The sequence below is a fragment of the Haloferula rosea genome, assembly GCF_016595525.1.
GTDB classification, from domain to species: domain Bacteria; phylum Verrucomicrobiota; class Verrucomicrobiia; order Verrucomicrobiales; family Akkermansiaceae; genus Haloferula; species Haloferula rosea.
Window position 1 is genome coordinate 41028 of the sequence record NZ_JAENII010000005.1, and the last position, 23864, is coordinate 64891.

Sequence of the window (23864 nt, forward strand, 5' to 3'; positions counted from 1 at the left end):
GGCTGCCTACCGTCCCGCCTCTCATGAGTAAGGCGCTTTCAGTCCGTAGACCCGCCCTCCTTTTCCTTGGTGCGCCCGGATCCGGCAAGGGAACCCAGGGGAAGATCCTGGGTGCGATCCCTCGCTTTTTCCACTGTGCCTGTGGGGATGTCTTCCGATCGCTCGACACCCGGACCTCGATCGGCCAGCGCTTTGTCGAGTACTCGAGCCGCGGTGATCTGGTCCCCGACGAATTAACCGTCGAGCTGTGGAAGGCGCAGGTGGACAACTGGGCGGACTCCCACGTTTACAAGCCGGACATCGACTTCCTGGTGCTTGATGGCATCCCTCGCAATGTCGAGCAGGCGAAGATGCTGGAGGAGTTCCTTGAAGTGCATCAGGTCTTCCATTTGTCGTGTCCCGAGCGGAGCGAGCTTGCGCGCAGGATGCGGAAGCGTGCGCTGAAGGATAACCGCCTGGACGATGCGAATGAGACGGTGATCCAGAACCGGATTGCACTCTATGAGGCGGAGACCAAGCCGATTCTCGAGCATTACCCGGACGACATCATCACCGAGATCGATGCCACCAAACAACCGGTCGAGGTGCTCGGCGACATCATCCAACGGGTGATCGAGCTACCGGCCTATGCCGAGTTCGCGAGGGAAAAGGTGTGATGGAGACGGAGAGGATTATTTTTCTTGGAACGGGGGATATTGCCATCCCGTCATTCGAATGGTTGATCGAGTCGGGCAGGGTGCCCGTCGCTCTGGTGACCCAGCCAGATCGGCCAGCGGGGAGGCGTCGGCAGATGAAGGCACCGAGGATCAAGGAGATTGCTCTGGCACATGGCATCGAGGTGCTGCAACCCGAACGGGTCAGGGAAAGTGGCTTTCTTGACGAACTGGAAGGCCTGGCTCCCGACCTGATGGTGGTCATGGCCTATGGCCAGATCCTGCCGCAGAGGCTGATCGAGATGGCGCCGCTGGGATGTGTGAACCTTCACGCGTCCCTGCTTCCCAAGTATCGAGGTGCGGCGTGCATTCAGGCGGCGATTGATGCCGGGGATGCCTCCACGGGGGTCACCCTGATGCATGTGGTCAAGCAACTGGATGCCGGCGACGTGATCGTGGCATGTGAGACTCCGATCCGGGCGACCGATACGGGTGGCTCGATTCACGACCGCTTGGCGGAGGTGGCGGTGGACGCTTTAAAGGCAGGTTTGCCGGGATTGCTCGACGGTTCGGCGGAGCGGCGATCGCAGGCGGAGATGGGCGAGATCAGCCATGTGCCGAAGCTTGGTCGGGACGATGGTCGGCTGGATTGGTCGTGGTCGGCTGCGCGGATCGAACGACGGCTGCGTGCCTACGACCCATGGCCGGGTTGTTGGGCGGAATACGACGATTCCGGGACCATGCGACGAATCAAGATCTTCCCGGTGGCGGAACTCGTCGAACTGCATGCCGAGGCAGGGTCGATCCATGAGCTGGATGGCCGTTTGTGTGTCGCTTGTGGCGATGGGGGACTGGCGCTCGCGGAGGTTCAGCCGGACGGGTCGCGGCGCATGGCGGCGGGCGACTGGTGGCGTGGGATGAGGGGTGACGGGCCGAAAGGTCTCCATTGATTGCCAGCCCCCAACCTGTCAGGGTCCTCCAATCGATGAAGTTGCTCGCCTGTCTTCTGCTCCTCTGTGCTCCGGCATTTGCAACGACCCTGTCGTTGGTCTCCGTGTTTGAACCGATCAGTCTGCACGGCACCGATGTGGACGATGCGGTCAGCAAGTCGGGTGAGACCCTGCAGGCGGCGGTGGTGGCACGACCGATGGTTCTGAGCGGGGCACTGCCCGAAACGCTGGTGGAAGCCGTGAGGTCGCCGCATCGAATGCCTTCGAACGACCCCAATTACACGGTCGAGGAAGTGAACCTGCTTGAGCTGTGCCGGATCGGGCTGACGGCCGAGATGGAAGATGGTTGGTTGGAGGTTCGACTGGATGTGTCCAAGAGAGCCATTCCCGAGGAGGTCAAATTGACGATCCGGCAGGTGCTGGAACTTGGGTTTCGAGCGGTTCGTTCCACCCTCGAGCTCTACCAGAAGCCGCAGCATGAAGCACTTAAGGTGCGCTTGCGTGTGGCGGGCACGGATGAGGGAACGGCCTCGTTGAAGGATCTTGATGCCGAGTTTGAATTGGAGGGCTCCTGACCGGCTTTTGCCTTTGCAAGTCGAGGTCGCTGCTGCTTGGATCAAGCCATTCACATGACGAGTGCCAAGAAGCTTTCCTCCAAACGACGGGTCATCCTGAAACTGAGTGGCGAAGCACTCCGTGAGGCGGGCAGCAAGGACAACATTTCGCCTGAGATCGTGGATCGGATGGCGTGTGAGGTGAAGGCCGCCATGGACACCGGCAAGGTGGAGTTGGGGGTGGTTGTCGGTGGAGGGAATTTCTGGCGTGGAGCCTCTGCGAGTGCGCGCGGTATGGACCGTGCCACCGCCGATTACGTCGGCATGCTGGCGACGGTCATGAATGCTCTCGCTCTGCAGGGTGCTCTCGAAGAGAAGGGAGTCCCGACCATCGTGCAGTCGGCCATCGAGATGAAGAATGTCGCGGAGACCTTCATCCGCCGTAAGGCATCCCGGCAGCTCGCCAATGGTCATGTGGTGATTTTCGCAGCCGGCACGGGAAGCCCGTTCTTTTCCACCGATACGACCGCGGCCCTTCGCGCCAGCGAGATGGGTGCCGATCAAGTGCTCAAGGCGACGATGGTCGACGGAGTCTATGATTCCGACCCGAAGAAGAACCCCGATGCGAAGCGCTACGATCGTGTGAGCTTCCAGGAGTGCATCAGCAGGCAGCTGCAGGTGATGGACTCCACGGCGTTCAGCCTGTGCATGGACAACAAGATTCCCATCATCGTGTTTGATCTTGAGAAGCCCGGCAATGTGACTGCGGCACTTCTTGGGGAAGACATTGGAACCGTCGTAGACTCGGGCGACGCCTGAGAGCCTCCTCCTCATTCAACCGAACAAAGCCATGGACCCAGCAGAATCACTCCTTGAGACCGAAGATACGATGCAGAAAACCGTCGAGCATCTCGGCCACGAATTTGCCTCTGTCAGGACGGGGAAAGCCTCTCCTTCGCTGATCGAGAATCTCGATGTGTTCGTCCACAGCTACGGCAGCCAGATGAAGCTCAAGCAGCTTGCCGTGATCAGCACGCCGGAGCCACGCATGCTGTCGGTCTCACCATTCGACCCATCGACCACGCCTGAGATCGAGAAGGCCATCCGTGAATCGAAGCTGGGCCTCAATCCGGCCGCGGCGGAGCGCTCGATTCGGGTGCCCATCCCCGAGCTGTCCGAGGAACGACGCAAGGAGATGGTCAAGATGGTGAAGCAGCTCGGTGAGGAAGCCAAAGTCCGGATCCGTGCGATCCGAAAGGAGGGTATGGACGCCGCCAAGAAGATGAAGGCCGACAATGTCCTCACCGAAGATGGTCAGAAGGACCACGAGTCCGAAGTCCAGAAGCTGACCGATCGTTTCGTCAAGGAGATCGACACGATCAGCGCCGCCAAGGAAGCGGAAGTGATGAAGGTCTGAGCCGGGAGGTGGAAAGCCTTTTTCCGTCGGGGTGGTTCATCCGCTGTTGATCCTCACGATCATCGGGCTTGTCGGTTGGCTTAAGTAGCCAAGGACTCTCGAGGTCTGTTTGTGATCCGGCTTCGACGGCCCCTTTGATGTCTCGATGATTCGAGCCGCAGTGCCTTCCGCTACGACGAGCACGGTAGATGAGCCGGTCGCTCGTTGTGGCACCGGGCCGTGGGTGTTTCCACGGCAGGTGGGTGCGATGCTGGTGAAGATCGAATCCACCCGGGGACCGCGGATCCGTCGATTGAACCCAGTCCTGAATTACTCGTTCGTGTCGGGATAGGATCCGAGGATCTTCACCATTGAGCAGTGTTTCTCGAGGGCACCAAGCGCTTCCTTGAGGGCATCGTCATCGCAATGGCCGGCGAGGTCGACGTAGAACACATATTCCCAGTCCTTCCGTTTGGATGGGCGGGACTCGATCTTCGACATGTTGATGTCGAAGTGCTCGAAGGCCTGCAGCGCGCGGACCAGTGATCCGGGTCGGTCATGGATGGCGAAGAGCAGGGAAGTCCGGTCGTCACCCGTCGGTGGACAGGTCTTCTCTCCGATGACCAGAAAGCGGGTCGTATTGGTGGCCCGGTCCTGGATGCACTCCTCGAGCATGGTCAGGCCGTGCAGTTCGGCTGCAAGCTTGCCTCCCATGGCGGCGGCCCCTTCGCCCGCCTTGTCGCGTGCGATCTCCGCGGCGCGGGTCGTCGAGGAGACCTCGACCAAATCGGCATCGGGGAAGTTCTGAAGGATCCAGCTACGGCACTGACCGAAGACCTGGGGATGGGAATAGAGCGTTCGGATTTCTTCACGTGGGATCGAGGCCATCAGGCCGTTTTCGATCCGCAGGAGGATCTGGGCACAGATCTGGAGCGGCGAGTCGACGAAAAGGTCGAGGGTGTGCGACACCGCACCTTCGGTCGAATTCTCGATGGGAACCACGCCATAGTCGGCCTTGCGGCGGCTGACCTGATCGAAGACTTCGGCAAAATTCGGTTGAGCACTGTAGGCGACCGAGTGACCGAATTTCTTGATCGCGGCCTGATGCGTCCAGGTGCCTTCAGGGCCGAGGTAGGCGATTTGAAGATCATCCTCGAGAGCGAGAGCCGCGGACATGATCTCGCGGTAGATGGCGCGAATCGATTTTTCCGGAAGCCGACCCTCGTTCATCTCGACGAGCTTGCGAAGCAAGGCTTCCTCGCGCTCCGGAGCGTAGATCTGGAGGCCGTCGCGTTTTTTGACCACGCCCACTTCATGGACGAGGTCGGCTCGTTGGCTGAGGAGGTCGAGCAATTGGCGGTCGATCTTGTCGATGCCGATGCGAATGTCGTCGAGGTTCACGATTGGATGGGATCAGCAGAGGGTTCTTCCCCGGAGGTTTCCTCGGCAGCGGTGTCGTCAGCTGGCGGGGTCTCGATGGATGCTTCCGATTCGGTCGAGGACTCCTCGGCCTCGGTGGTTTTGGCTCCAGTGGCGGCGAGAGCGAGTTGTTCTTCCGGGCTGGCCTCAGCGGATTCTTCCTCCGGTTCAGGGAGTTTGACACGCCGAAGCTCATCGGAATTCGGCAGGTCCTCGATCGAGCGGATGCCGAAATGCTCGTAGAACACCTCGGTGGTCTCGTAGAGCAGTGGGCGCCCGGGGAGTTCGGCCCGGCCCCCGATGCGGACGAGTTCGCGGTCGAGGAGTTTTTGGAGCATGCCGTCGCACGAGACCCCGCGGACGGCTTCGATGGCGGCCTTGGTGATGGGTTGGCGGTAGGCGATGATGGCGAGCGTCTCCATGGCGGGAGCGCTCAACCTCTCCGGACGTCGGCCAGGGAAGAGCTGCTTGATGAACTCGCCGTAGTCGGTGCGGGTAAAGATTCTCCAGCCCTTCGCGCGCTCCGTCAGGTTGAATGCCCGACCGGTCGCGTCGTATTCCGCGTTGAGCTTGGCGATCGCGGCAATGACCTGATCTGGAGTGACTTCTGCGTAAGAGAGGAGCCACTCAGGGAGTTCAGCCGGGCTTTCCCCATCCTCAATGGCCGCAGCGCGGGCATCCTCGGCTTCGGCGACGCGGGACCGGATCAGTCGGGCGAGGTCTTCGCTGCTCAGCGCCTCGTCGGAGGCGGTGACCAGAGCTTCAATGATTGAGGCGAGTTCCATGACAGGGCGCGCAGCTTAGGCAAGACGCCCGCCAGTTCAAGCGTGCTGCGTGATTGGGACGAAGATCGGCAAAGGTCGATGAAATTTCAACTTGCAGGCGAGGGTATGAGGCGCTAATCGACCGCGCCCCGGTTGTTTCTTCGCTAGAGGAAGTGCCGGGAAACCTAGCTTCCAATTCCTCAATCCATGGCTGCAAAAAAGAAGACCGCTAAGAAGGCGGTGAAGAAATCCACCGCCAAGAAGGTAGCCAAGAAGGCAGCCAAAAAAGCCCCCGCGAAGAAAGCTCCGGCCAAGAAGGCCCCCGCGAAGAAGGCCCCCGCCAAGAAAGCAGCGAAGAAGGCGCCCGCCAAGAAAGTGGCCGTGAAGAAGGTGGTGGCCAAGAAAGAGGAAGCCCCTGCAAAACCCGTCAAACTGACCGCATTTGCCCTGAAACAACGTCAGCGTCTCCTCGATCTGCGCGATGAACTGGTGGATGCCATGTCCGGTGTGACCGGTGAAATCCGCAGCGCAGCCGATGGCAGTGACGCTTCGGGCAGTGGGATGCACCAGGGAGACGCGGGAAGCGATGCCTATGACCGCGATTTCGCTCTGAGTGTGCTGGCCAAGGAGCAGGACGCCCTTTACGAGATCGAGCAGGCCCTGCGGCGGATCGAGCGCGGTGTTTACGGCGTTTGCGAGATGTCCGGAGCCAAGATTCCCCAAGCGCGCCTCGAGGCCATTCCATTCGCCCGCCTGACCGTCGATTGTCAGGAGAAATGGGAGAAGGAATACGGCAATCAGCGCTTCCGACTGCCCAGCGAAGTGGGCTTCAGCAATGGCCGTCTGACCGATGATGAAGAATCTGGTCCGGTTTCGCTTGACGGCTCCGACGATTGAATTAGGCTCCGCGCCCCAACTTTCCGACCCGTTTTCCATGCCACGCGACATCATCATCCTCGAATGCACCGAAGCACGCGCTGAGGGCAAATCGCCGTCCCGTTACGTGACGACACGCAACAAAAAGAGCCTTCGGACGCCTGGTCGTTTGGAGAAGGTCAAATTCAATCCAGCGCTGAAACGTCGTACGATTCACCGCGAACTCCGCTAATCATCATGTCCGAACCGAAGACCGTTGAACGCCGGATCGCCTTCCGTAAGGCGAACCGCACCATGCCCCGCCGTCGCCTCGACATTCCTGTCGACAAGGTGACCTACACACATCCGGAGATCCTTTCGAAGTTCACCTCGGACACGGGCAAGATCCTTCCTCGTCGCGTGACCGGCGTTTCCGCCAAGCTTCACCGCAAGATCACTCGGGAAATCAAGCGCGCCCGCGCTGTGAACCTGATGCAGTAATCCCGCGGGTTACGAACCTTTTAGGAAGGCCTGCCCGTATTTGCGCGGCAGGCCTTTTTTATGCACAGCGATGAAGGAGCTCAAGGACACGCAGAATGAACGGGACGACCGCCAGCTTCCGATTGATCGGGTTGGTGTGAAGGGACTGCGTTTCCCGGTCGAAGTCCGGGACAAGGATGAATCGGTCCAGCGGACGATTGCGACCGTCGCCCTGGCGGTCGATCTGCCGGAGCACTACAAGGGCACGCACATGAGTCGCTTTGTGGAGGCGCTCAATGCCCATGGCAGCTGCCTCGATGTGCGCTCCATGGCAGGACTGCCTCGGGAGCTTCTGGAGCGTCTCGACGCGGGGAAGGCGCACGTGGAGTTCGAATTTCCCTTCTTTCGCTCGAAGGCGGCTCCGGTGACCGGGAAGCCCGGTTTGCTGGACTACGAGGTGCGTTTCGAGGTGGAGGCAAGCAAGGGTGGAGGATTGGACTTCGTGGTCACGGTCATGGTGCCGGTCGCCACACTGTGCCCCTGCTCGAAAGAGATCAGCGACCGTGGTGCCCACAATCAACGTGGGATCGTCACCTACTCGGTGCGCTCGCGTGAGCCGATTTGGATCGAGGATTTGATCGAACTGGTCGAGCGCTCGGCCAGCTGTGAACTCTACAGCCTGCTCAAGCGTCCGGATGAGAAGGCAGTCACCGAGCGTGCCTACGACAATCCGGTTTTCGTCGAGGATCTGGTGCGCAACGTGGCGTCACGATCGAACAGCCACGACGACATCACGTGGTATCGGGTCGAAGCGGAGAATTTCGAGTCGATCCACAATCATCAGGCCTATGCCGTGATTGAGAAACACGTCGAGAAACCGGCTTCTTGAGGGGCGGGAATCGGCGTCGTTTCGCGTCGATTCCGCTTGCAAAACTTCACCTCTTGCCACGGTGGACGGGACGCGTTTAGAAGTGCGCTTCACCCATGACTGAAGCGACTTCTTCCGCCCATCTCGACATCATTGCCCAAGAGTCGGGCATTCCACTTTCATCGGTTTCCTCAACCGCCAAGCTGCTTGCCGAGGGGGCTACGGTTCCCTTCATTTCCCGCTACCGGAAGGAAGCGACGGGGTCCCTTGATGAGGTTCAGATCCAGACGGTTCGCGACCGGATGGTGCAGCTGGCGGAGCTCGATACCCGTCGGGGTTCGATCCTCAAGTCGCTCGAAGAACGGAATCTGCTTTCTCCCGAGCTGAAGAAGAAGGTGCTCGCGGCGAAGACGATGAGTGCCCTTGAGGATGTTTTCGCGCCCTATCGCCCGAAGCGACAAACAAGGGCGACGAAAGCCAGGGAGAAGGGCCTGGAGCCCTTGTCCGTCTGGTTGCTTGAGAATCAGGATGCGGATCCGTCGGAGAAAGCTGCTGAGTTCGTGGATGCGGCGAAGGAGGTCAATGACAAGGATGAGGCGCTTGCAGGTGCCCGTGACATCATCGCTGAGCAGGTCGCTGATGATGCGGACCTCCGCGGACGAACGCGGACGATCTACGAGGAGGAGGCCGTCGTTTCATCCCGTGTCATGTATGGCAAGGATGAGGACAAGGAGGCGGCTCGGTTCCGCGACTACTTCGAATGGAGTGAACCCCTCAAGGCCATTCCTTCCCACCGCATGATGGCGATTCGCCGTGGCGAGAAGGAAGGCTTCCTCATCATGCGGATCGAGGTGCCGCTCGAACGGGTGGCTACCCCGGCGGTGGGCGATTGGGTCAAGGGAGCTGGTGGTGCTGCCGAGCAGGTGAGGATGGCCGTCGAAGACGGGTGCAAGAGGTTGCTGATGCCTTCGATGGAGACCGAGATGCGTCTGAAGGGGAAGAAGGCTGCGGACGAGACTGCCATCCAGGTGTTTGCGGACAACCTGCGCGAGCTGCTGCTTGCCTCGCCGCTCGGCCGCAAGAGAACGCTGGCCATTGATCCGGCATTCCGGACGGGGTGCAAGACGGTGGTGCTCGATGCCCAAGGGCAGTTGTTGCATCATACCGTGCTGCACGCGACCGCAGGCTCGAGTTCGCAGCAGTACGAAGCGGCGGTTGAGCTGGCGGGATTGATCAAGAAATATCGCATCGAGGCGGTGGCGATCGGCAATGGCACCGCGAGCCGTGAGACCGAGACCTTCGTGCGGAAGCTCAAACTGCCTGCTTCGATTCCCGTTCTCATGGTCAATGAGAGTGGGGCATCAGTGTATTCTGCGTCCGAGGCGGCACGTGAGGAATTCCCCAATGAGGATGTCACCGTGCGTGGCGCGGTCAGCATCGGTCGCCGGCTGATGGATCCATTGGCCGAGCTGGTCAAGATCGACCCCAAGGCGATCGGTGTGGGACAATACCAGCACGATGTCGACCAGCGCGCCTTGAAGCGGAGTCTGGATGATACCGTGGAAAGCTGCGTGAACGGGGTGGGTGTCGAGCTGAATACCGCTTCCAAGCAGCTGCTGGCCTATGTTTCGGGGCTGAATGACAGTCTGGCGGCGAACATCGTCGAGTGGCGATCGAAGAACGGCCCGTTTGAGTCACGGGCGCAGCTGAAGGAGGTCTCTCGATTGGGAGAGAAGGCATTCGAACAGGCGGCCGGGTTCCTCAGGATTCGCGAAGCGGCGAACCCGCTGGATGCTTCCGCCGTGCACCCGGAACGGTACTCCCTGGTCGAGCGCATGGCCTCGGACCTGGGCTGTGGTGTCGATGAGTTGATGCGGGACCCGGCGCGCCGGAAGAAGATCGATCTCCGACAGTATGCCGATGACGAGGTCGGGCTGCCGACGCTCAAGGACATCATGGCCGAGCTGGACAAGCCGGGCCGCGATCCGCGGAAAGCCTTCGAGGTCTTCTCGTTTGCCGAAGGCATTGAGAAACCATCCGATTTGACCCAAGGGCTGAAGCTTCCCGGGATCGTGACCAACGTCACCGCGTTCGGGGCATTCGTCGACGTCGGGGTCCACCAGGACGGTCTCGTTCACATCAGCCAGCTCTCGGACCAGTTCGTTTCGGATCCCAATGATGTGGTGAAGGTCGGTCAGAAGGTGAACGTCACGGTCATGGAGGTCGATATGGCGCGCAATCGGATCTCACTCTCGATGAAGTCGGCTCCGGATCTCGGGGGCGGGACCCCGCGTCGTGGTCAAGGCGGTGGCGGTGGGCACGACCGTCGTCCGGCACAGCGCCGCGATCGTCGTGAAGCGCGTCCCTCTTCCGGCGGAAACGATTGGTTCAGTCAGGCGTTGAACCAGGCGAAGAAGAAGTAGTCCGTGGAAGTGGAGACTTCGGGGTTTCTTGGATACGCGGGGTTTCAGGCCAGCGGTTCAGCCCGGCGCTGTCGTTTCTCGAACAACTGCGTTTCCCGATAGCCGGCGCTCTTGGCGATGGCGATGGCCTCGGGGAAGTCGCGGGCCACTTCGTCCGGGGCATGGGCGTCGGAGGAAATCACCATGGGGATGCCGGCTGCGGCAGCGAGCTCGAGAAACAACGGTTCGGGATAGGCCTCCGCGCATGGCTTGTGGCGACCTGCGGTGTTGAGCTCAATGGCGGTGCCCTGGTCCGCGATCGCCTCAATGCACGGCTCGTAGAAACGTCGTAGATCGCCCTCGGGGCGGTACGAGAACTTCTTGATGAGATCGGGGTGTCCCAGGATGTCGAACAGCCCACTGCGGGCCATCGAGGTGTAGCTCTTCCAGTAGTGGGACCAGACCGCTTCCACATCACATTCGGCCCAACGCCCCAGCCAGGCCGGGTTGTCGAAATCCCAGTCGTCGAGGTAGTGGACCGATCCAATCAGATAGTCCCATGGGTATCGCTGGGCGAGGGATTCGATCCATCCTTCGCATCCGGTCAACCAATCGCATTCGAGGCCGGCGCGAATGGATAGACGTCCCGCCGCATGGCGCTCAGCTCGCTGGATCCAATCAAAGTAATCGGGGAGTTGAGCCTCCAACATGCGCCAGTCATCGAAGGGCTCGGGGTGAGCCGGGGCGTGATCCGAGATGCCGTATTCGGTCAAGCCGGCTCGGATCGCGGCATCGACGTAATCCTCGGGTTCTCCCTCGGCGTGTTGGCACAGCGGCGTGTGGGTGTGATAGTCTGCAGGCAAGATCGTGTTTCGGGTTGCGGGTCGAAGCTCGGGCGACATAGGATACAGCATGGTCGCACGACGCTGCGGCATTCTCGACGATGGACGAATCTAGCCAAGCTCAAGCTGCAGCCCGTTTTATCGACCCTCTTGTGGAGAAGCTTCGGCGGCATCCCAAGCGTGTCGTTTTCACCGAAGGGGAGGACATCCGCGTGTTGAGGGTCGCCGAGCGCCTGGTGAAGCTTGAAGCAGTCGTGCCCATCCTTCTTGGATCCCGTGAGCGGATCGTGGCGCTGGCGGAAGCGGAAGGGGTGAGTCTTCAGTTCGTGAAGGTCCTCGAGCCGGAGAAATCCTCGGACTTCGATTTGTTCTGTCGGCGCTATGCGAAGATCGAGCGCTACCGGAAAGGGCGTGACGTGGATGCTGCGGCGCTCGTCAAATTGCCCCATTACTTCGGAGCCCTGATGGTCCAGTATGGTCAGGCCGACGCCTTGGTGGGCGGGAATCAGGCGGTTCCCGCCTTGCTGTTTCGGGCACTCCAGCAGGCCATCAAGCCGATGCCGGGCATCCAGAAAATGTTCGGGGTCACGGTCCTGTCCGCTCCGCATCTGGATCATTTCGGTGGCGATGGGCTGCTTCTTCTCGCCGACTGCGGTCTCATTCCCGAGCCTTCGGTGGAAGAGTTGGCTCAGATCGCGGTGGAGACCGGGCGATTGGCGCAGCACTTCCTCGGGCGTCAGCCCCAGGTGGCCTTCCTCAGTCACTCTACCAAAGGTTCTTCGCCAAGTGATTCTTCGAAACGGGTGGCTGCGGCTGTCGGACTGGCCCGTGAGAAGGTCTTGGCCCCCGGGTTGGATCTGATGATTCGAGGTGAACTTCAAGCGGATGTGGCTCTCGATCCTGCGGCAGCTGAAGTGAAGATTCCGGACTCCAAGGTCCGAAAATCAGCGGACGTGCTGGTGTTTCCGAACCTCGACTCGGCGCACATCGCGATGAAGTTGCTGCAGCACTGCGGTGGGGCCCGAAACTACGGGCAGTTCCTGGTGGGGCTGGCACGACCCGCGGCGCAGGTCCCGCGGACGGCTTCCGAAGACACGATTTTCGGAACAGCTGCTGCAGTCGCCGTCGAGGCGATCAAGTATCACGAGCTGTATCCGGACGGAGAAGTCTGAAGCCAATTCAGAAGGGGACGGGAACGAGGCTCTCCACCAGCTCCTCCATCAAATCGCCATCAACTCCGTCGCCGCGGAAGGCGAGGGCCATCGCCAGTTCCTCCGTCGTTCGCACGAGGAGCTCACCGGGTGTCGCAGCACGTCGGCACAGGGTCTGAATCTCCTTCGGGTAACGCCGGATGCGGTGTTCGAAGTCCCTTGGGCGGAGTACCTCACCCCCATGTTCCGGATCCAGGATGACCGGACCATCCGGTCCGTCCACCCTCAGGAAGAAGGTGCCGGGAAGGCTCAAGCCGTCCGCCTCGATGCGGAGTCGACGAAGGACGAGCAGGATGACCACGCCCGCACCAAGGGGGCAGGTGCTTCCACCGGCAGCCACCCGCGCCAGGTCGAGAAATTCGGGTTGGAGGTCAGTCCGGGTTTCGCACTTCAATGGATTGCCCTTCAGCAGATACTGACAGAGCTCCATGGTGTTGCGTCCTTCAGTCATTGCCTCGGTTTCCTCGGCGAGGAGGTCCAAGGCATCGCCGAGAGGTTGGCGGACGGTGGTACCGTCGTGGAGGTAGTCGGAGAGCACCCGGAACAGGGACTCGACTCGGTCCCAGTCATCGGCCAACCCATTGATGCCATTGGAGGGGACGACCCATTCGCGGCGCAAGCGTTCACGGCGTGCCGAGCGGAGGAGGTCGGAGAGAACCTTCAGGTCTGCGTCCGAGGCCGGGTAGGAGGTCTGGGTGAGAAGTTCGCTGACATCACCCTCAAAGACTTCCAGCGCTTCTGCGAGTGATTGCCGAACCTCAGGGGTTTCATCGTCGATCAATCTCAGCAGGGTCGACAGCGTGTCTGCGGTTGGAAGCAGGGTGGGCATCGGTGCGGATCGAAGTGTGAATGCCGCGGAGAAATGGTGCGCGATACTGGGATCGAACCAGTGACCCCCTCCGTGTCAGGGAGGTGCTCTACCGCTGAGCTAACCGCGCTTTAGGGCCTGATGAGGCAGGTGCCCCGGGCAGGTGCGGGAAATTAGGGAGCAGGCCGGATCGATGCAATGCTTTTTCCGCGGAAAAAGCAGCGCTCTGTCTGAGGCTGGGATCGGGCTGTATGAAAGTGGAAGACCGGGCACGAAAAAGAGGCGGAGGAACTGGTCCTCCGCCTCTTAAAACGTCAACTCAACACGCACAGGCGATCACCTTGGTGACGCAGCTGGTGCGGGGGGTTGGGAAATGTTACTTGCGGCGCGCGCGCTTCTTGGTCGCCTTCTTGGCGGACTTTTTCTTCGCGACCTTTTTCTTCGAAGCTTTCTTGGCGACCTTTTTCTTGGCTGCCTTCTTCTTCGACGCCTTCTTCGCTACCTTTTTCTTGGCGGCTTTCTTGGCTGCCTTTTTCTTGGTAGCCTTCTTGGCTGACTTCTTCTTGGCGGCTTTCTTTGCCGTCTTTTTCTTCGTCGCCTTCTTCGCTACCTTTTTCTTGGCGGCTTTCTTGGCTACCTTCTTCTTGGTGGCCTTCTTGGCGGACTTTTTCTTCGCGACCTTTTTACGGGTCACCTTTTTGGCGGCGCGTTTCACGGATTTTTTCCGTGCGGCCTTCTTGGTGGATTTCTTTGCAGCCATGGCTTTGTGTCGTTTGAGTTCGCGTTCGATGTTTGATTTCTCTTCCGGTGTGAGATTGCCGGCGGAGAGGAGTGCGAGGATCGCCTCAGCCAGGCGGCCCCCGAAAGCGTTGGTCAGGAAATCGGATGTCGCCTTGCCAGCGATCTCTTCCTGGGAGTGTGATGCTTCGTAGACGTGTGCCCGTCCGAACCGTGTCCGCTTGACGAGCTTCTTTCGTTCGAGGCTCTGCATCACCGAGAGCACCGTGGTGTAGGCTCGGTCTTTGCCGTCGGGCAGTGCTTCTAGTACTGCGCCTACCGTGGATGGACCTTCGTGCCACAGCACGGAGAGTGCCTGTAGTTCGAGGTTGGAGGGTTGGGTTGCCTTGGCCATGAGGGGGTGTAATTCAAATTACACGCATCATGAAGCTGATAGTGGCATGTCGCGTCAAGAACAAATTCAGCTTTGTTAAGAAAACGAACCTCCGGTGTTAGTCCGGAATCCAATGAGGAAGCTCAAAGTACGATGTCTATCGTAAAACGATCAGTGGCCGTTACCGTCCACTTCGGGACGCTTGAAGCCGGGGGCGATGCCCTTGACTTCCGACCACAACGACGGGTCGGACGGATGTCCGTTGAAGCGGATGGTCCCGTCCAGTTCGACGAGGACCATGGTCGGTGCCGCCTGGATCCGAAGTGTCCGGGAGAGTGGGGATGTGTCGTGGTCGATCAGCCAGCTTCCCGTCAGTCCGGGAGTCGCTTCGAGGATGGCGCGGGTGTCGGCGATGGCCTCGGGCATGGATTCACCAATGATGGTGACGACCGCAATGCCCGCCTGTTCCAATGCTTTGGCACTCGCCGTGAAGTCCGGAAGACTTTCCTCACATTCGCGGCTCCAGGGAGAAAAGAAGTGGAGGAGGACGGCTTTCCGATCCTTGGCCAGGGACTGCAGTAGCGCGGTCTCGCCGTTGAGGTCCTGCACGGAGAGGCTGAAGTCGACCTTCACCTTTTTCATGGCCTCTTCGAGACGGAGGCGTTCGATGTGTGGGGCGAAGGCGGCACCCTGTTGCGGGCTCAGCCAGAAAGCTTCGGTGATGTGCTTCTTGAAACCGTCGCGGTCCTTTTCTTCGAGGGCCTTGATCGCGCGGACGTATTCGAGGATGGCGAACCAGTCTTCCTCGACGGCAAAGATCTGGGATTCGGAGAGCTTGAAGTTTTTTGCCTGCGCCTCGAGTTCCGGAAGCATGGCGGCGAGCTTGTCATCCTCGCGTCGGTCGACGTGATAGAGGAAGCGTGCTTCGAGGATGGCCTGTTCGGTGGCACCCAGTTTCCGCGCTGCTTCGATGCGTTCGTCCAGCGCTCCGGGAGATTCCCGTTCCGAAAGCATGTCCTGCAGCGCCTGATCAAGCCTGCTCGGCAGCTGGGATTCGTCCTGCCCGAAGGCGGGAGCGACGAAGAATCCGGCAACGAGCAGGCTGATCAGAAGGGGGCGTCGCATGAGACCGAGGGGTCGAGCTCAGGGAGCCGGGATGTTGATCGTTTGGCCGAGGCGCACGTTGTTGTCGTCCGCAGCCATGCCGTTCGCGGCGCGGATGGCATCGACGGTGACGTTGTATTTCCGGCTCAAGCCCCAGAGCGTATCGCCTTTGGCCACAGTGTGGGTCGAGGCCACGGCAGGTGGAGGGGTCGGTGCGGTCGGTGTGGCGGTCGCGGGTGCCGTCTCTTCGTAGGCCGCGCTACCGTAGGTCGGATTGGATGCCGGCGGGTTCACATCCTGATAGGGGGCGGACTCGTAGCCGCCTGCATCAGGGACACCATAGGGGTCCGAGGTGTCATAGTCTTCGTCGCCTCCACCCAGCCCACAGGACGGGAAGATGATGAGGGCGGACAAGCCGAGAAGGTAGGTAGGTTTGAACATGATGATCTAGGGGTGGAAGGTTCGTCTCCGATAAAGATGGATTCAACGCGTATCGCAATCACTAACGCCGCAGAGGGGCCCATTTATTCAAGATAGCCGAAAGAAATCTTCCGCGGTCGCGGTGGTGTGCCCTGCAAGGTCGGCGACAGTTTCGCCCCGGGCTTCGGCCAATTTCTCCGCGACCACCCTGACCAAGGCCGGTTCATTTCTGCTGCCGCGATGTGGGTGGGGGGCGAGGTAGGGGGAGTCGGTCTCGACCATGAAGGTGCCGGTCGGGAGGTCGGCAGCGACGTCCAGCACGTCCTTCGCATTCTTGAAGGTGGCGACCCCACCGAAGGACACCAGTCCTCCGAGGTCGATCACCCGCCGGGCATTCTCCCGGGTGCTGATGAAGCAGTGGAAGACCGCGCGGGCGTGGTGGGCGTGCTTGCGGTAAATGGCGAGTGCCTCCTCAAAGGAGGCGGAACCTGTGCGATCGCGGGTGTGAATGACCACATTCAGGCCCGCTTCAGCAGCGAGCGTGAAATGCTGATCGAGCATCAACTTCTGCCGATCCCGAAAAGTTTCCTCGCTCCATGTCCCGGGTGCGGGATGAAAGTAATCCAGGCCCGTCTCTCCGATGCCGCAAACGCGGGGGTCGGTGAGGTGGGAGCGGAGTTGGTCGACGGCATCGTCCGGTGCCTCGTGGACATCGCATGGATGGATGCCGATGCAGGACCTGACGGAAGGGTGGTCCCGGCAGATCGAGAGATTCGTTTCCAGGTCTCCCAGGCAGGTTGCCAATGTGACCAAGCGGGTGACGCCCGACGCCATCGCATCGGCGATCAGGGTGGGGAGTTCGTCTGCGGGGAATTTGTGCGAGGCGAGGTGACAATGGGAGTCGGTCAACATGGGGAGAGGGGAGTTCGATCTCAGTGCTGCATGTAGGTCCGTGGACGATAGACGAATGCGAACGGGATGAACAGGATGGCGGTGACTGCCATCAGTTTGGTGAAGAACCAGAAGTAGGCTGCGCCTTCAAGCCGGGTTCCTCCCCCGACCTGGTAGCTGATCTTGGTGGCCGAAACCTCATCCTGGTTCTGGACTCCATGGCGATCGAGCCATGGAGAGGATGGACGGAAGGCGTCCATCCACGACTTGGCGGGAGGAGCGGAGGGAGGGGTGATGGTTAGTTCGGCCACCTGATCCCACTGGGTGCCAGCGGTCTTGTCGGGGCCGGCGCTACGGACCTGGAGCTTCTTGGCACTGATGATCCGGTATTCGATCGGATTTCCCCAAGGATCCGTGCCGAGGTCGCCGACCTGTTCAGGGGAAGGGGCCAGAGTTTCGTTTTCTCCGGTCGCAGCCATGCGTTGAAGGACGAGTGCTTCGACCTTCTCAGCAGGAGACTTCAGGATGTTCTCCACGGGCAGTTCGATCTCGTCCAGTTCGCCGTTCTTCAGGCGGGCCATGAAATCGTCTTCGGTGCCGGTTACTCCGTCGAACCCGGGAAGGGCGATGCTTCGAGGTGACTGCTCCCATCCGGGTTCAAGCTTGGCCACTGCTGCTTCGAGCTGGGCTTGAGCGGGTTCGGGAATCTGGATGTAGCCATTGATCAGGCCGGTGATGGCATTGCCGATCGATACCGAGACCAGGAAGAATGCCATGATGAGGGATTTGATGCGTCGCGGTGCCTGCGTGTAGGAGAATTCGAGGCAGACGATGGAGATGAGGATCTCCGCGGCCGTGAAGATGAGGTAGGAGAGAAGCTGCCAGCCGACGCTGGGAGTCTCGCCGCGGTCGATGGCTTCCTGGGCCCAGGCCAGCACGGCGAAGGAGACGACCATCAGGGCGAGTCCGGTGCCGATCTTCCGGAGCGGGGTGAAATTGATGAAGCGGTTCACCGTCGGATAGATGACGAGGGTGAAGAGGGGGATGAAGATGAGGATCAGGAAGGGATTGAAGGCCTGGATCTGGGACGGGAGGACTTCGATGCCGAGGATGTTCAGATCCATCTTCTCCGCCTGGAACACCAGACTCGAGGCGGTCTGGTCGAAGAGGCACCAGAAGATCGCGACGAAGAGGTAGAGCGGCGTGAGCTTGCCGACCGCTTTCAGACCTTCGGCGCTGAAGAGTTCACGCAGGAACTCGCCGGGGTTGGCGGGGACGTGAATGAAACGTCGTCGGCCCATCCAGAAGAACAGGGTGGCGAGTGCCATGAGGACTCCCGGGATGCCGAACGCCCAGTGGGGTCCGTACCATTTCAGGACCCATGGGATGAGTAGGTTGGAGACGATCGCGCCGGCATTGATGGAGAAGTAGAAAATGTTGAAGATGCGGGTGAGCAGGTGCTGGTTGCTCTTGCCGAACTGATCTCCGACGTGGGCGGAGACGCAGGGCTTGATGCCCCCTGCTCCGAGGGCGATGAGCCCGAGTCCGCTGAGGAGCCAGACCTCGACCATGCCTCCGACGCCCATCATGGCCAGACTCAGGTGGCCGAGGCAGTAGACGATGGAGAGGGTGATGATGGTACGATACTTTCCGTAGAAAAGGTCGGCGAGGAAGGCTCCGAGGATGGGGGTGAGGTAGACGGCCGAGTTGAAGTAGGAGACGTAGGAGGTGGCCGCCGCTTCGTTCAGGTTGTCTCCGCCCAGGGCGACGAGGTAGTTGGCGAGGAAGATCGCGAGAGCGGCCTTCATGCCGTAGAACGAAAAGCGTTCGGCCGCTTCGTTCGAAATGATGAAGGGAATGCCTGAGGGCATCCCCTTGGTTTCGGTCGGGGTGGTGCGATAGGAAGTGGCCATGGTGATGGAGTCTTGGGGGCTAGAGGGGACGGGATCCGGAGGACGGATGGGGTCGGAATGAAGTCGAGAGCGCTGTGGCGAGGGCGATGGAAGTGGCGGATGCCAGGCTCGACCAGAAAACGATGGCTCCGTAGGGGCTGCCGGCGCAGCGATTGAAAACGACGTGGCCCAGATCGTGGGCGAGGCCGCCACGCAGGGCGTTGACCGAGTAGGCCGCACCCAGTCCACCGATGAGGGCGAGCCACTTGGGCATCGGTTTCCTGCCGACGTGAAGGATGAGCAGGATGCCGGCCACGAGGGTCGTCATGGCGGGGCCTGCCGCCAGTCTGGCCGAGATTTCCGTGAGGGAACTGGGGCTGAATGCCACACCGAATTCCTCGGAAAGTCCGAGGATGCCGAGCGTATGCATGATGAGGCAGCCGATGCCGAGCACCATGGAGGAGCCGAGCAAGAGGATCGGCGTTTTCCTTAACGTTCCCGGGGACGGCTGTTTCATGAACCTACCATCGGACCGCCGCAGCGGCCCAGGTCAGGCCGGCACCAAACACGACGAGCACGACGTGATCGCCTTTTTTGATCGCTCCGGTCCGGTTGGCTTCATCCAGTGCGATGGCAACCGCGGCTGCCGAGGTGTTCCCGTAGTGCTGGAGGTTGGTGAAGACGCGTTCCTTCGGCACCGAAAGCCGATCAGCGATGGCATCGATGATCCGCAGGTTCGCCTGATGGGGAACGACGAGGGCGATGTCTTCCGGTTTGAGGCCGGATCTCTCGATGACCTTTTCGGCGGATTGGCGCATCCGGGTCACGGCATGCTTGAAGACTTCCTTGCCGAGCATGGCCAGGGTGGCGAGGCGCTTGTCGGCATTCTCGATGGTGATCGGGCAGGCGGATCCACCTCCGGGAATGTTGAGAAGGTGGGTCTGACGACCGTCGGTCCCCATTTCCGTGGCGAGAATCTCACCGTCGTCCGGCCCGGCCTTGCGCAAGACGGCGGCACCGGCACCGTCGCCGAACAGAACGCAGGTCGTACGGTCTTCCCAGTTGATGAATGAGGACAGCTTCTCCGCGCCGATGATCAGGGCGTTGGAAAAGGCTCCATCCGAGATGAGCCGCTTGGCGATCTTCATGGAATAGAGAAAACCCGAGCAGGCGGCGGAGATGTCGAACGCGACGGCTCCTTGGGCACCGATGTGCTGCTGGACGTAGCAGGCGGTGGCCGGGGTGAGGGTGTCGGGGGTGATGGTGGCGACGATGATGAGTTCGACGTCAGCGGCATCGATCCCTGCTTGTTCGAGCGCCTTCTCGCCGGCCTTGGCTGCCATGTGCGAGGTGAATTCACCGTCGGCGGCGATGCGGCGTTCGCGGATTCCGGTGCGGGTGACGATCCATTCGTCATCCGTATCCACGATCTTCTCAAGGTCGGCATTCGTCAGGATCTTCTCGGGAAGATAGCTACCTGTGCCTGCAATGCAGACGGGAATGGCTGAGTGGTCGGCGTCGCTCATTGGCGGGGAATTTGGAGCGGAGACGCGGCGAGGGCAAGGGTGGAGACGGAGGGTCGGCGGGAACTCCTGAAATTCCCAACTTCCCAAACAAAAACCCCACGGCCAAGAGGACACGTGGGGCGTTTGCAGGGGGTCGGTGAAATGGCTCGAAGGCCCAGATCCGGGTCTTCAGAGATTGGCGAGGATGGCATCGGCCATCTCCTTGGTGCCGACCTTTTTTTCGCTCGCTGCGCCGGTTGCGATGTCACCGGTGCGGTAGCCGTCGTCGATGGCCTTGGCCACGGCGTCCTCGATGGCCTGGGCGGCGTCGGCCTCGCCGAGCGAGAAGCGCAGGAGCATGGCGACGGAGAGGATCTGGGCGATGGGGTTGGCAATGCCCTGACCGGCGATGTCGGGGGCCGAGCCACCGGATGGTTCGTACATGCCGAAGTAGAGGTCGCTGCCTTCTTTCTTGGACCCGAGGGAGGCGGAAGGGAGCATGCCGAGGGAGCCGGAGATCATGGCCATCTCGTCGGATAGGATGTCGCCGAAAAGGTTCTCGGTGACCAGGACGTCGAAGGAATCCGGGCGGCGGCAAAGCTGCATGGCGGCGTTGTCGACGTAGAGGTGCTCGAGTTCGACTTCCGGGTAATCCTTGGCGACTTCGGTGGCGACCTCACGCCAGAGGACGGAGGAGGCGAGCACGTTCGCCTTGTCGACGGAGACGAGGCGTTTTCCTCGACCCATCGCGGCGGTGAAGGCGACATGGAGGATGCGCTCGATCTCGCTGCGCTTGTAGATCATGGTGTCGAAGGCGACGGTTTCGCCATCGCGCTCCTCGCGACCTTTCGGGCTACCGAAGTAGACACCTCCGGTGAGCTCGCGGACGCAGAGCACGTCGAAGCCGTTCGGGATGAGCTCGTTCTTCACCGGGGAGGCGTGGGTGAGTGAGGGAAGGCAAACACCGGGCCGCAGGTTGGCGAACAGGCCGAAGTGCTTGCGCAGGGGGAGGAGTGCGCCGCGCTCGGGCTGGGTGTCGGGCGGCAGGTTTTCCCATTTCGGGCCACCGACCGAGCCGAACAGGATGCCATCGCTGGCTTCGCAGGCGGAAATCGTGGCGTCCGGAAGTGGGTGGCCGCCATCGTCGATGGCTGCGCCGCCGACGAGTGCCTCGGAGCGTTCGGTGGTGAATCCGAATTTGGACTCCACGGCGTCGAGCACGCGGAGGGATTCGGTCATGACTTCCGGGCCGATGCCGTCGCCGGCGAGGACTGCGATGCGATGCGTTCGAGACATGCGGGGAAGAAACCAGAGGGGTGAAAGCGGATGCCAGAGAAAAAGGCGCGGGTGACGGGAATAGCGGAGGAGGGTTTGGAAAACGAACGCGGATTTCCAGTTGGCAAGCAGGGGAAAGAGGCCAGTCTGCCGGGAATGGATTTGTTACCCCACCTCGGTTGGCTGGTGCTCGGCCTTGCATTGCTGTCGTTCGGCGCGGACTGGCTGGTGAAGGGAGCCTCGGAGATGGCGGTGAAGATGGGCATCACGCCGCTGGTCGTGGGCCTGACGGTGGTGGCCTTCGGGACCAGCGCGCCGGAGTTGATCGTCAGCCTGAAGGCGAACCTCCAGCCTGACTCCGCGGCAGACCTGGCGGTCGGAAACATTGTGGGTTCCAATGTTTGCAATATCGCGCTCCTGCTGGGGCTGGCCGCCCTGATCCGGCCCTTCGTGGTTCACAGCCAAGTGGTGAAGCGTGAGTTGCCCATTCTCCTGGTGGTGACGGGTGGATTCGTCTGGATGATCTGGAACTACGAGCTCACCCGGGTGGAAGGGTTGATCATGGCTTCGGCGATCGTGGTTTATGTGGTTGTCAGCATTCGCCTCGCCCGTGCCAATCCTGACGACCCGGCGGCTCCACATGATTTACCGATCGATGGCGCGGCGGCGGTATCGAGTTCGACGATGAAGAGCGTCGGCTGGGTGATTCTCGGGCTGCTCGGGTTGATTTTCGGAGCCGACCGCTTGGTGACGAGTGGTGTCGAACTGGCGACCCTATTCGGGGTTCCTCAGGTGGTGATCGGATTGACGCTGGTGGCGATCGGCACCTCACTTCCGGAGTTGGCGACGACGGTTGCCGCGGCGAGGAGGGGGGAGACTGACCTGATTGCCGGAAATCTGATCGGCTCGAACCTTTTCAATATCCTCGTCGTCATGGGCATCACTTCGGCCGTGAAGCCCATATCGCTGAAGGTGCTGAACTGGGTGGATCTGGCCGTGATGAGTGGATTCACCTTGCTCCTCGTTCCCTTCCTGATGCGTGGGCGGCGACTGAACCGGATCGAAGGAAGCGTGATGGTCGTCGGCTACTTCGTCTACTGCATCTACTTGGTGAAACCGGAGTGGCTGGGGATCTCCCCTCCGAGTGTCATGGGGCCGGAGTGATGCTGAAGGCGTGGAGGAAGTTCACGCCATCGATCTGAGGGATGGAATTCCACCCCTGTCCATCGCTCCATCCGGCGAGAGGGCTTCGGAAATCGAGGTTGAGCTGGTGGGTGGTTCGGTTGGCGGGGCCACCGCTTCCGTCGAGCGCGAAGTTGATCCGAAGCAGGGGGAGGTAGAATGCTTGGCTGGCGGAGCTGATGAAGTCACCGGTCTGGGGAGCCAGGTCGGTCACGGAGAAGGATGTCATGGCGCCTGAATCACCGTCGCTGTCCGTCCAGGTCCCGCCACCCGCGCCGTCGGGTGCCAGTGTCAGACTTGAACCCGACCTCGTGGTGAAGGTGATGGTGGAACCTGTGCCGAGCACCGCTGGCTCGGGGTTCTCGAGTGCCGAGTAGTCGACCACGGCCAGACGGGTGAAGAACCGGTTCGCGGTCAGTCCCGTGGTGGTGAAGGTGTAGCCGGGAAAGGTGTCGGCACTGAGGATGTTCCGGAATGCCGTCCACGATGCCAGGTCGAAGGAGTAGCTGTAGATGTAGTCGTGCTTGGCTTGCCGGTTGAAGGTTACGACGAAGGTGCTCGCGGCCGAGTTCCTGCTGGGGATGGGGTTGACCGCACGGATGGTGTGCAACTCGAGCGCCGGGTCGTGGAGGTCGAAGCCGGCCAGCGATGGCCCGCTGATGGTCACGGAGTCCATCGTGATGGGAGTGATCGGCTTGTCACTGCCGTCGGTGGGGTAGATCGAGGAGTTGGTGAAACCATCGATGATGTCCCGACCTGCGATGATCTCACCGAAGACCGAGTGCTTGTCATCGAGAAATGGGGTCGCGGTCAGGGTGATGAAAAACTGGGAGTTGCCGGTGCCCGGAAAGCTGCTTTTCGCCATCGACAGCATGTAGCGTCCGGAGTGTCTCAGATCCGGATGGAACTCGTCCTGAATGTTGCAGCCCGAGCCTGTGAAGCCGCTGCCATCCGATGAGCCCCCCTGAATGACGAAATTGTGGACCAGGCGGTGGAAGATGCGTCCGTCGTAGTAGGGGGTGTCCACCATGACCTCGTTGGTCTCGACGTCGATCCACGCGCGTTCACCAGTGGCAAGTCCGATGAAATTCGCACAGGTGCGTGGAGCCTTGTCGTAGTCCAAGCGTGCCCGGACGGTGCCGATCGGATTGCCCCCCTGGGAGATCTGGATGTCGGCGTGGATTTGGGAATGCAGCGTGCTACTCAGGGCGACAAAGGCACAAGCGGTGATCCGACGGAGGTGTGACACGGCAGGAATTCACCGTGTCGCGACAAATTTGAA

At 60.8% G+C, this 23864-nt stretch carries 24 protein-coding genes, 1 tRNA gene and 1 pseudogene; 12 read left to right on the forward strand and 14 right to left on the reverse strand.

The genetic code is table 11. From position 1 onward, the window contains the following. Positions 1 to 23: 23 nt before the first annotated feature. The 5 genes from JIN81_RS08085 to frr are packed head-to-tail and all read left to right on the forward strand — an operon-like array spanning position 24 to position 3574. Positions 24 to 656, forward strand: coding sequence for an adenylate kinase family protein (locus tag JIN81_RS08085; RefSeq protein ID WP_200278425.1), 633 nt, complete (start codon positions 24 to 26; stop codon positions 654 to 656). Then, entirely contained in the window at positions 656 to 1603 is a 948-nt protein-coding gene (gene fmt / locus JIN81_RS08090; RefSeq protein WP_200278426.1) for a methionyl-tRNA formyltransferase, read from the forward strand. Before JIN81_RS08085 ends, fmt begins: the two co-directional genes overlap by 1 nt. 35 nt (positions 1604 to 1638) lie before the next feature. Further along, positions 1639 to 2178, forward strand: a complete 540-nt coding sequence (locus JIN81_RS08095; protein WP_200278427.1) for a hypothetical protein — start codon at positions 1639 to 1641, stop codon at positions 2176 to 2178. A gap of 54 nt (positions 2179 to 2232) precedes the next feature. Continuing rightward, the gene (gene pyrH, locus JIN81_RS08100; protein ID WP_200278428.1) at positions 2233 to 2976 is read left to right on the forward strand and encodes a UMP kinase; all 744 of its coding nucleotides are present in this window, start codon (positions 2233 to 2235) and stop codon (positions 2974 to 2976) included. Between the two features lie 31 nt (positions 2977 to 3007). Continuing rightward, positions 3008 to 3574: a ribosome recycling factor gene (gene frr, locus JIN81_RS08105; protein WP_200278429.1), complete on the forward strand. Its 567-nt coding sequence runs from the start codon at positions 3008 to 3010 to the stop codon at positions 3572 to 3574. Positions 3575 to 3883: 309 nt separating this feature from the next. Here the strand turns inward: frr and pheA are convergent, their stop codons facing one another. Together pheA and scpB are read right to left on the reverse strand one after the other, a co-directional pair. Beyond that, a complete protein-coding gene (pheA, locus tag JIN81_RS08110) occupies positions 3884 to 4954 on the reverse strand; it encodes a prephenate dehydratase (RefSeq protein WP_200278430.1) in 1071 nt (356 codons plus the stop codon). Then, positions 4951 to 5757, reverse strand: a complete 807-nt coding sequence (scpB, locus tag JIN81_RS08115) for an SMC-Scp complex subunit ScpB (RefSeq protein WP_200278431.1) — start codon at positions 5755 to 5757, stop codon at positions 4951 to 4953. Before scpB ends, pheA begins: the two co-directional genes overlap by 4 nt. Positions 5758 to 5943: 186 nt before the next feature. On the opposite strand from scpB, the gene JIN81_RS08120 reads away from it, so the two are divergent. From JIN81_RS08120 to JIN81_RS08140, 5 genes are all read left to right on the forward strand, one after another. Then, positions 5944 to 6633 carry a TraR/DksA family transcriptional regulator gene (locus JIN81_RS08120; protein WP_200278432.1) on the forward strand — a complete coding sequence of 230 codons (690 nt, stop codon included), beginning with the start codon at positions 5944 to 5946 and terminating at the stop codon, positions 6631 to 6633. A 37-nt stretch (positions 6634 to 6670) separates the two neighbouring features. Then, positions 6671 to 6844, forward strand: coding sequence for a 50S ribosomal protein L33 (rpmG, locus tag JIN81_RS08125; protein WP_200278433.1), 174 nt, complete (start codon positions 6671 to 6673; stop codon positions 6842 to 6844). A gap of 5 nt (positions 6845 to 6849) precedes the next feature. Then, complete coding sequence (gene rpsR, locus JIN81_RS08130; RefSeq protein WP_325100862.1) at positions 6850 to 7092, forward strand: 30S ribosomal protein S18; 243 nt, start codon at positions 6850 to 6852, stop codon at positions 7090 to 7092. A gap of 70 nt (positions 7093 to 7162) precedes the next feature. Continuing rightward, on the forward strand, positions 7163 to 7960 hold the full coding sequence (folE2, locus tag JIN81_RS08135; RefSeq protein WP_200278434.1) for a GTP cyclohydrolase FolE2: 798 nt from the start codon (positions 7163 to 7165) through the stop codon (positions 7958 to 7960). Between the two features lie 95 nt (positions 7961 to 8055). Then, entirely contained in the window at positions 8056 to 10362 is a 2307-nt protein-coding gene (locus JIN81_RS08140) for a Tex family protein (RefSeq protein WP_200278435.1), read from the forward strand. 44 nt (positions 10363 to 10406) lie between these two features. On the opposite strand, the gene JIN81_RS08145 is transcribed toward JIN81_RS08140, so the two are convergent. Further along, positions 10407 to 11204: a histidinol-phosphatase HisJ family protein gene (locus JIN81_RS08145; RefSeq protein WP_200278436.1), complete on the reverse strand. Its 798-nt coding sequence runs from the start codon at positions 11202 to 11204 to the stop codon at positions 10407 to 10409. A gap of 80 nt (positions 11205 to 11284) precedes the next feature. Here JIN81_RS08145 and JIN81_RS08150 point away from each other — a divergent pair, with 80 nt between their 5' ends. Continuing rightward, entirely contained in the window at positions 11285 to 12355 is a 1071-nt protein-coding gene (locus JIN81_RS08150) for a phosphate acyltransferase (protein WP_200278437.1), read from the forward strand. 7 nt (positions 12356 to 12362) lie between these two features. Here the strand turns inward: JIN81_RS08150 and JIN81_RS08155 are convergent, their stop codons facing one another. From JIN81_RS08155 to leuB, 10 genes and pseudogenes are all read right to left on the reverse strand, one after another. Further along, positions 12363 to 13223, reverse strand: coding sequence for a transglutaminase family protein (locus JIN81_RS08155; RefSeq protein ID WP_200278438.1), 861 nt, complete (start codon positions 13221 to 13223; stop codon positions 12363 to 12365). Between the two features lie 34 nt (positions 13224 to 13257). Further along, positions 13258 to 13332: transfer RNA gene (locus JIN81_RS08160), tRNA-Val, on the reverse strand. 654 nt (positions 13333 to 13986) lie between these two features. Next, positions 13987 to 14334, reverse strand: a pseudogene (locus JIN81_RS18975) (BlaI/MecI/CopY family transcriptional regulator); the annotation flags it as partial. Positions 14335 to 14484: 150 nt separating this feature from the next. Then, complete coding sequence (locus JIN81_RS08170; RefSeq protein WP_200278440.1) at positions 14485 to 15438, reverse strand: TlpA family protein disulfide reductase; 954 nt, start codon at positions 15436 to 15438, stop codon at positions 14485 to 14487. A gap of 18 nt (positions 15439 to 15456) precedes the next feature. After that, a complete protein-coding gene (locus JIN81_RS08175; protein WP_200278441.1) occupies positions 15457 to 15858 on the reverse strand; it encodes a LysM peptidoglycan-binding domain-containing protein in 402 nt (133 codons plus the stop codon). Positions 15859 to 15945: 87 nt separating this feature from the next. Then, entirely contained in the window at positions 15946 to 16749 is an 804-nt protein-coding gene (locus tag JIN81_RS08180) for a TatD family hydrolase (protein ID WP_200278442.1), read from the reverse strand. A 20-nt stretch (positions 16750 to 16769) separates the two neighbouring features. Beyond that, entirely contained in the window at positions 16770 to 18641 is a 1872-nt protein-coding gene (locus JIN81_RS08185) for a POT family MFS transporter (RefSeq protein WP_200278443.1), read from the reverse strand. A 19-nt stretch (positions 18642 to 18660) separates the two neighbouring features. After that, positions 18661 to 19137: a hypothetical protein gene (locus JIN81_RS08190; RefSeq protein ID WP_200278444.1), complete on the reverse strand. Its 477-nt coding sequence runs from the start codon at positions 19135 to 19137 to the stop codon at positions 18661 to 18663. Positions 19138 to 19141: 4 nt separating this feature from the next. After that, the gene (locus tag JIN81_RS08195) at positions 19142 to 20146 is read right to left on the reverse strand and encodes a beta-ketoacyl-ACP synthase III (protein ID WP_234044590.1); all 1005 of its coding nucleotides are present in this window, start codon (positions 20144 to 20146) and stop codon (positions 19142 to 19144) included. Between the two features lie 168 nt (positions 20147 to 20314). After that, positions 20315 to 21421 (reverse strand): 3-isopropylmalate dehydrogenase, encoded by a 1107-nt coding sequence (gene leuB / locus JIN81_RS08200; RefSeq protein WP_200278445.1) that lies wholly within the window; start codon positions 21419 to 21421, stop codon positions 20315 to 20317. Positions 21422 to 21556: 135 nt separating this feature from the next. Here leuB and JIN81_RS08205 point away from each other — a divergent pair, with 135 nt between their 5' ends. Next, positions 21557 to 22564, forward strand: coding sequence for a calcium/sodium antiporter (locus JIN81_RS08205; RefSeq protein ID WP_234044591.1), 1008 nt, complete (start codon positions 21557 to 21559; stop codon positions 22562 to 22564). Here JIN81_RS08205 and JIN81_RS08210 read toward each other — a convergent pair. Beyond that, positions 22548 to 23831 (reverse strand): peptidylprolyl isomerase, encoded by a 1284-nt coding sequence (locus JIN81_RS08210; RefSeq protein ID WP_200278447.1) that lies wholly within the window; start codon positions 23829 to 23831, stop codon positions 22548 to 22550. The genes JIN81_RS08205 and JIN81_RS08210 overlap by 17 nt on opposite strands. Positions 23832 to 23864 lie beyond the last annotated feature (33 nt).

Excerpts from the sequence above, each read along its gene's own strand:
- JIN81_RS08085 (WP_200278425.1), top strand. The coding sequence starts at position 24 with ATGAGTAAGGCGCTTTCAGTCCGTAGACCCGCCCTCCTTTTCCTTGGT.
- fmt (WP_200278426.1), top strand. The coding sequence starts at position 656 with ATGGAGACGGAGAGGATTATTTTTCTTGGAACGGGGGATATTGCCATC.
- JIN81_RS08095 (WP_200278427.1), top strand. The coding sequence starts at position 1,639 with ATGAAGTTGCTCGCCTGTCTTCTGCTCCTCTGTGCTCCGGCATTTGCA.
- pyrH (WP_200278428.1), top strand. The coding sequence starts at position 2,233 with ATGACGAGTGCCAAGAAGCTTTCCTCCAAACGACGGGTCATCCTGAAA.
- frr (WP_200278429.1), top strand. The coding sequence starts at position 3,008 with ATGGACCCAGCAGAATCACTCCTTGAGACCGAAGATACGATGCAGAAA.
- scpB (WP_200278431.1), bottom strand. The coding sequence starts at position 5,757 with ATGGAACTCGCCTCAATCATTGAAGCTCTGGTCACCGCCTCCGACGAG.
- JIN81_RS08120 (WP_200278432.1), top strand. The coding sequence starts at position 5,944 with ATGGCTGCAAAAAAGAAGACCGCTAAGAAGGCGGTGAAGAAATCCACC.
- rpmG (WP_200278433.1), top strand. The coding sequence starts at position 6,671 with ATGCCACGCGACATCATCATCCTCGAATGCACCGAAGCACGCGCTGAG.
- rpsR (WP_325100862.1), top strand. The coding sequence starts at position 6,850 with ATGTCCGAACCGAAGACCGTTGAACGCCGGATCGCCTTCCGTAAGGCG.
- folE2 (WP_200278434.1), top strand. The coding sequence starts at position 7,163 with ATGAAGGAGCTCAAGGACACGCAGAATGAACGGGACGACCGCCAGCTT.
- JIN81_RS08140 (WP_200278435.1), top strand. The coding sequence starts at position 8,056 with ATGACTGAAGCGACTTCTTCCGCCCATCTCGACATCATTGCCCAAGAG.
- JIN81_RS08150 (WP_200278437.1), top strand. The coding sequence starts at position 11,285 with ATGGACGAATCTAGCCAAGCTCAAGCTGCAGCCCGTTTTATCGACCCT.
- JIN81_RS08155 (WP_200278438.1), bottom strand. The coding sequence starts at position 13,223 with ATGCCCACCCTGCTTCCAACCGCAGACACGCTGTCGACCCTGCTGAGA.
- JIN81_RS08170 (WP_200278440.1), bottom strand. The coding sequence starts at position 15,438 with ATGCGACGCCCCCTTCTGATCAGCCTGCTCGTTGCCGGATTCTTCGTC.
- JIN81_RS08175 (WP_200278441.1), bottom strand. The coding sequence starts at position 15,858 with ATGTTCAAACCTACCTACCTTCTCGGCTTGTCCGCCCTCATCATCTTC.
- JIN81_RS08180 (WP_200278442.1), bottom strand. The coding sequence starts at position 16,749 with ATGTTGACCGACTCCCATTGTCACCTCGCCTCGCACAAATTCCCCGCA.
- JIN81_RS08185 (WP_200278443.1), bottom strand. The coding sequence starts at position 18,641 with ATGGCCACTTCCTATCGCACCACCCCGACCGAAACCAAGGGGATGCCC.
- JIN81_RS08190 (WP_200278444.1), bottom strand. The coding sequence starts at position 19,137 with ATGAAACAGCCGTCCCCGGGAACGTTAAGGAAAACGCCGATCCTCTTG.
- JIN81_RS08195 (WP_234044590.1), bottom strand. The coding sequence starts at position 20,146 with ATGAGCGACGCCGACCACTCAGCCATTCCCGTCTGCATTGCAGGCACA.
- leuB (WP_200278445.1), bottom strand. The coding sequence starts at position 21,421 with ATGTCTCGAACGCATCGCATCGCAGTCCTCGCCGGCGACGGCATCGGC.
- JIN81_RS08205 (WP_234044591.1), top strand. The coding sequence starts at position 21,557 with ATGGATTTGTTACCCCACCTCGGTTGGCTGGTGCTCGGCCTTGCATTG.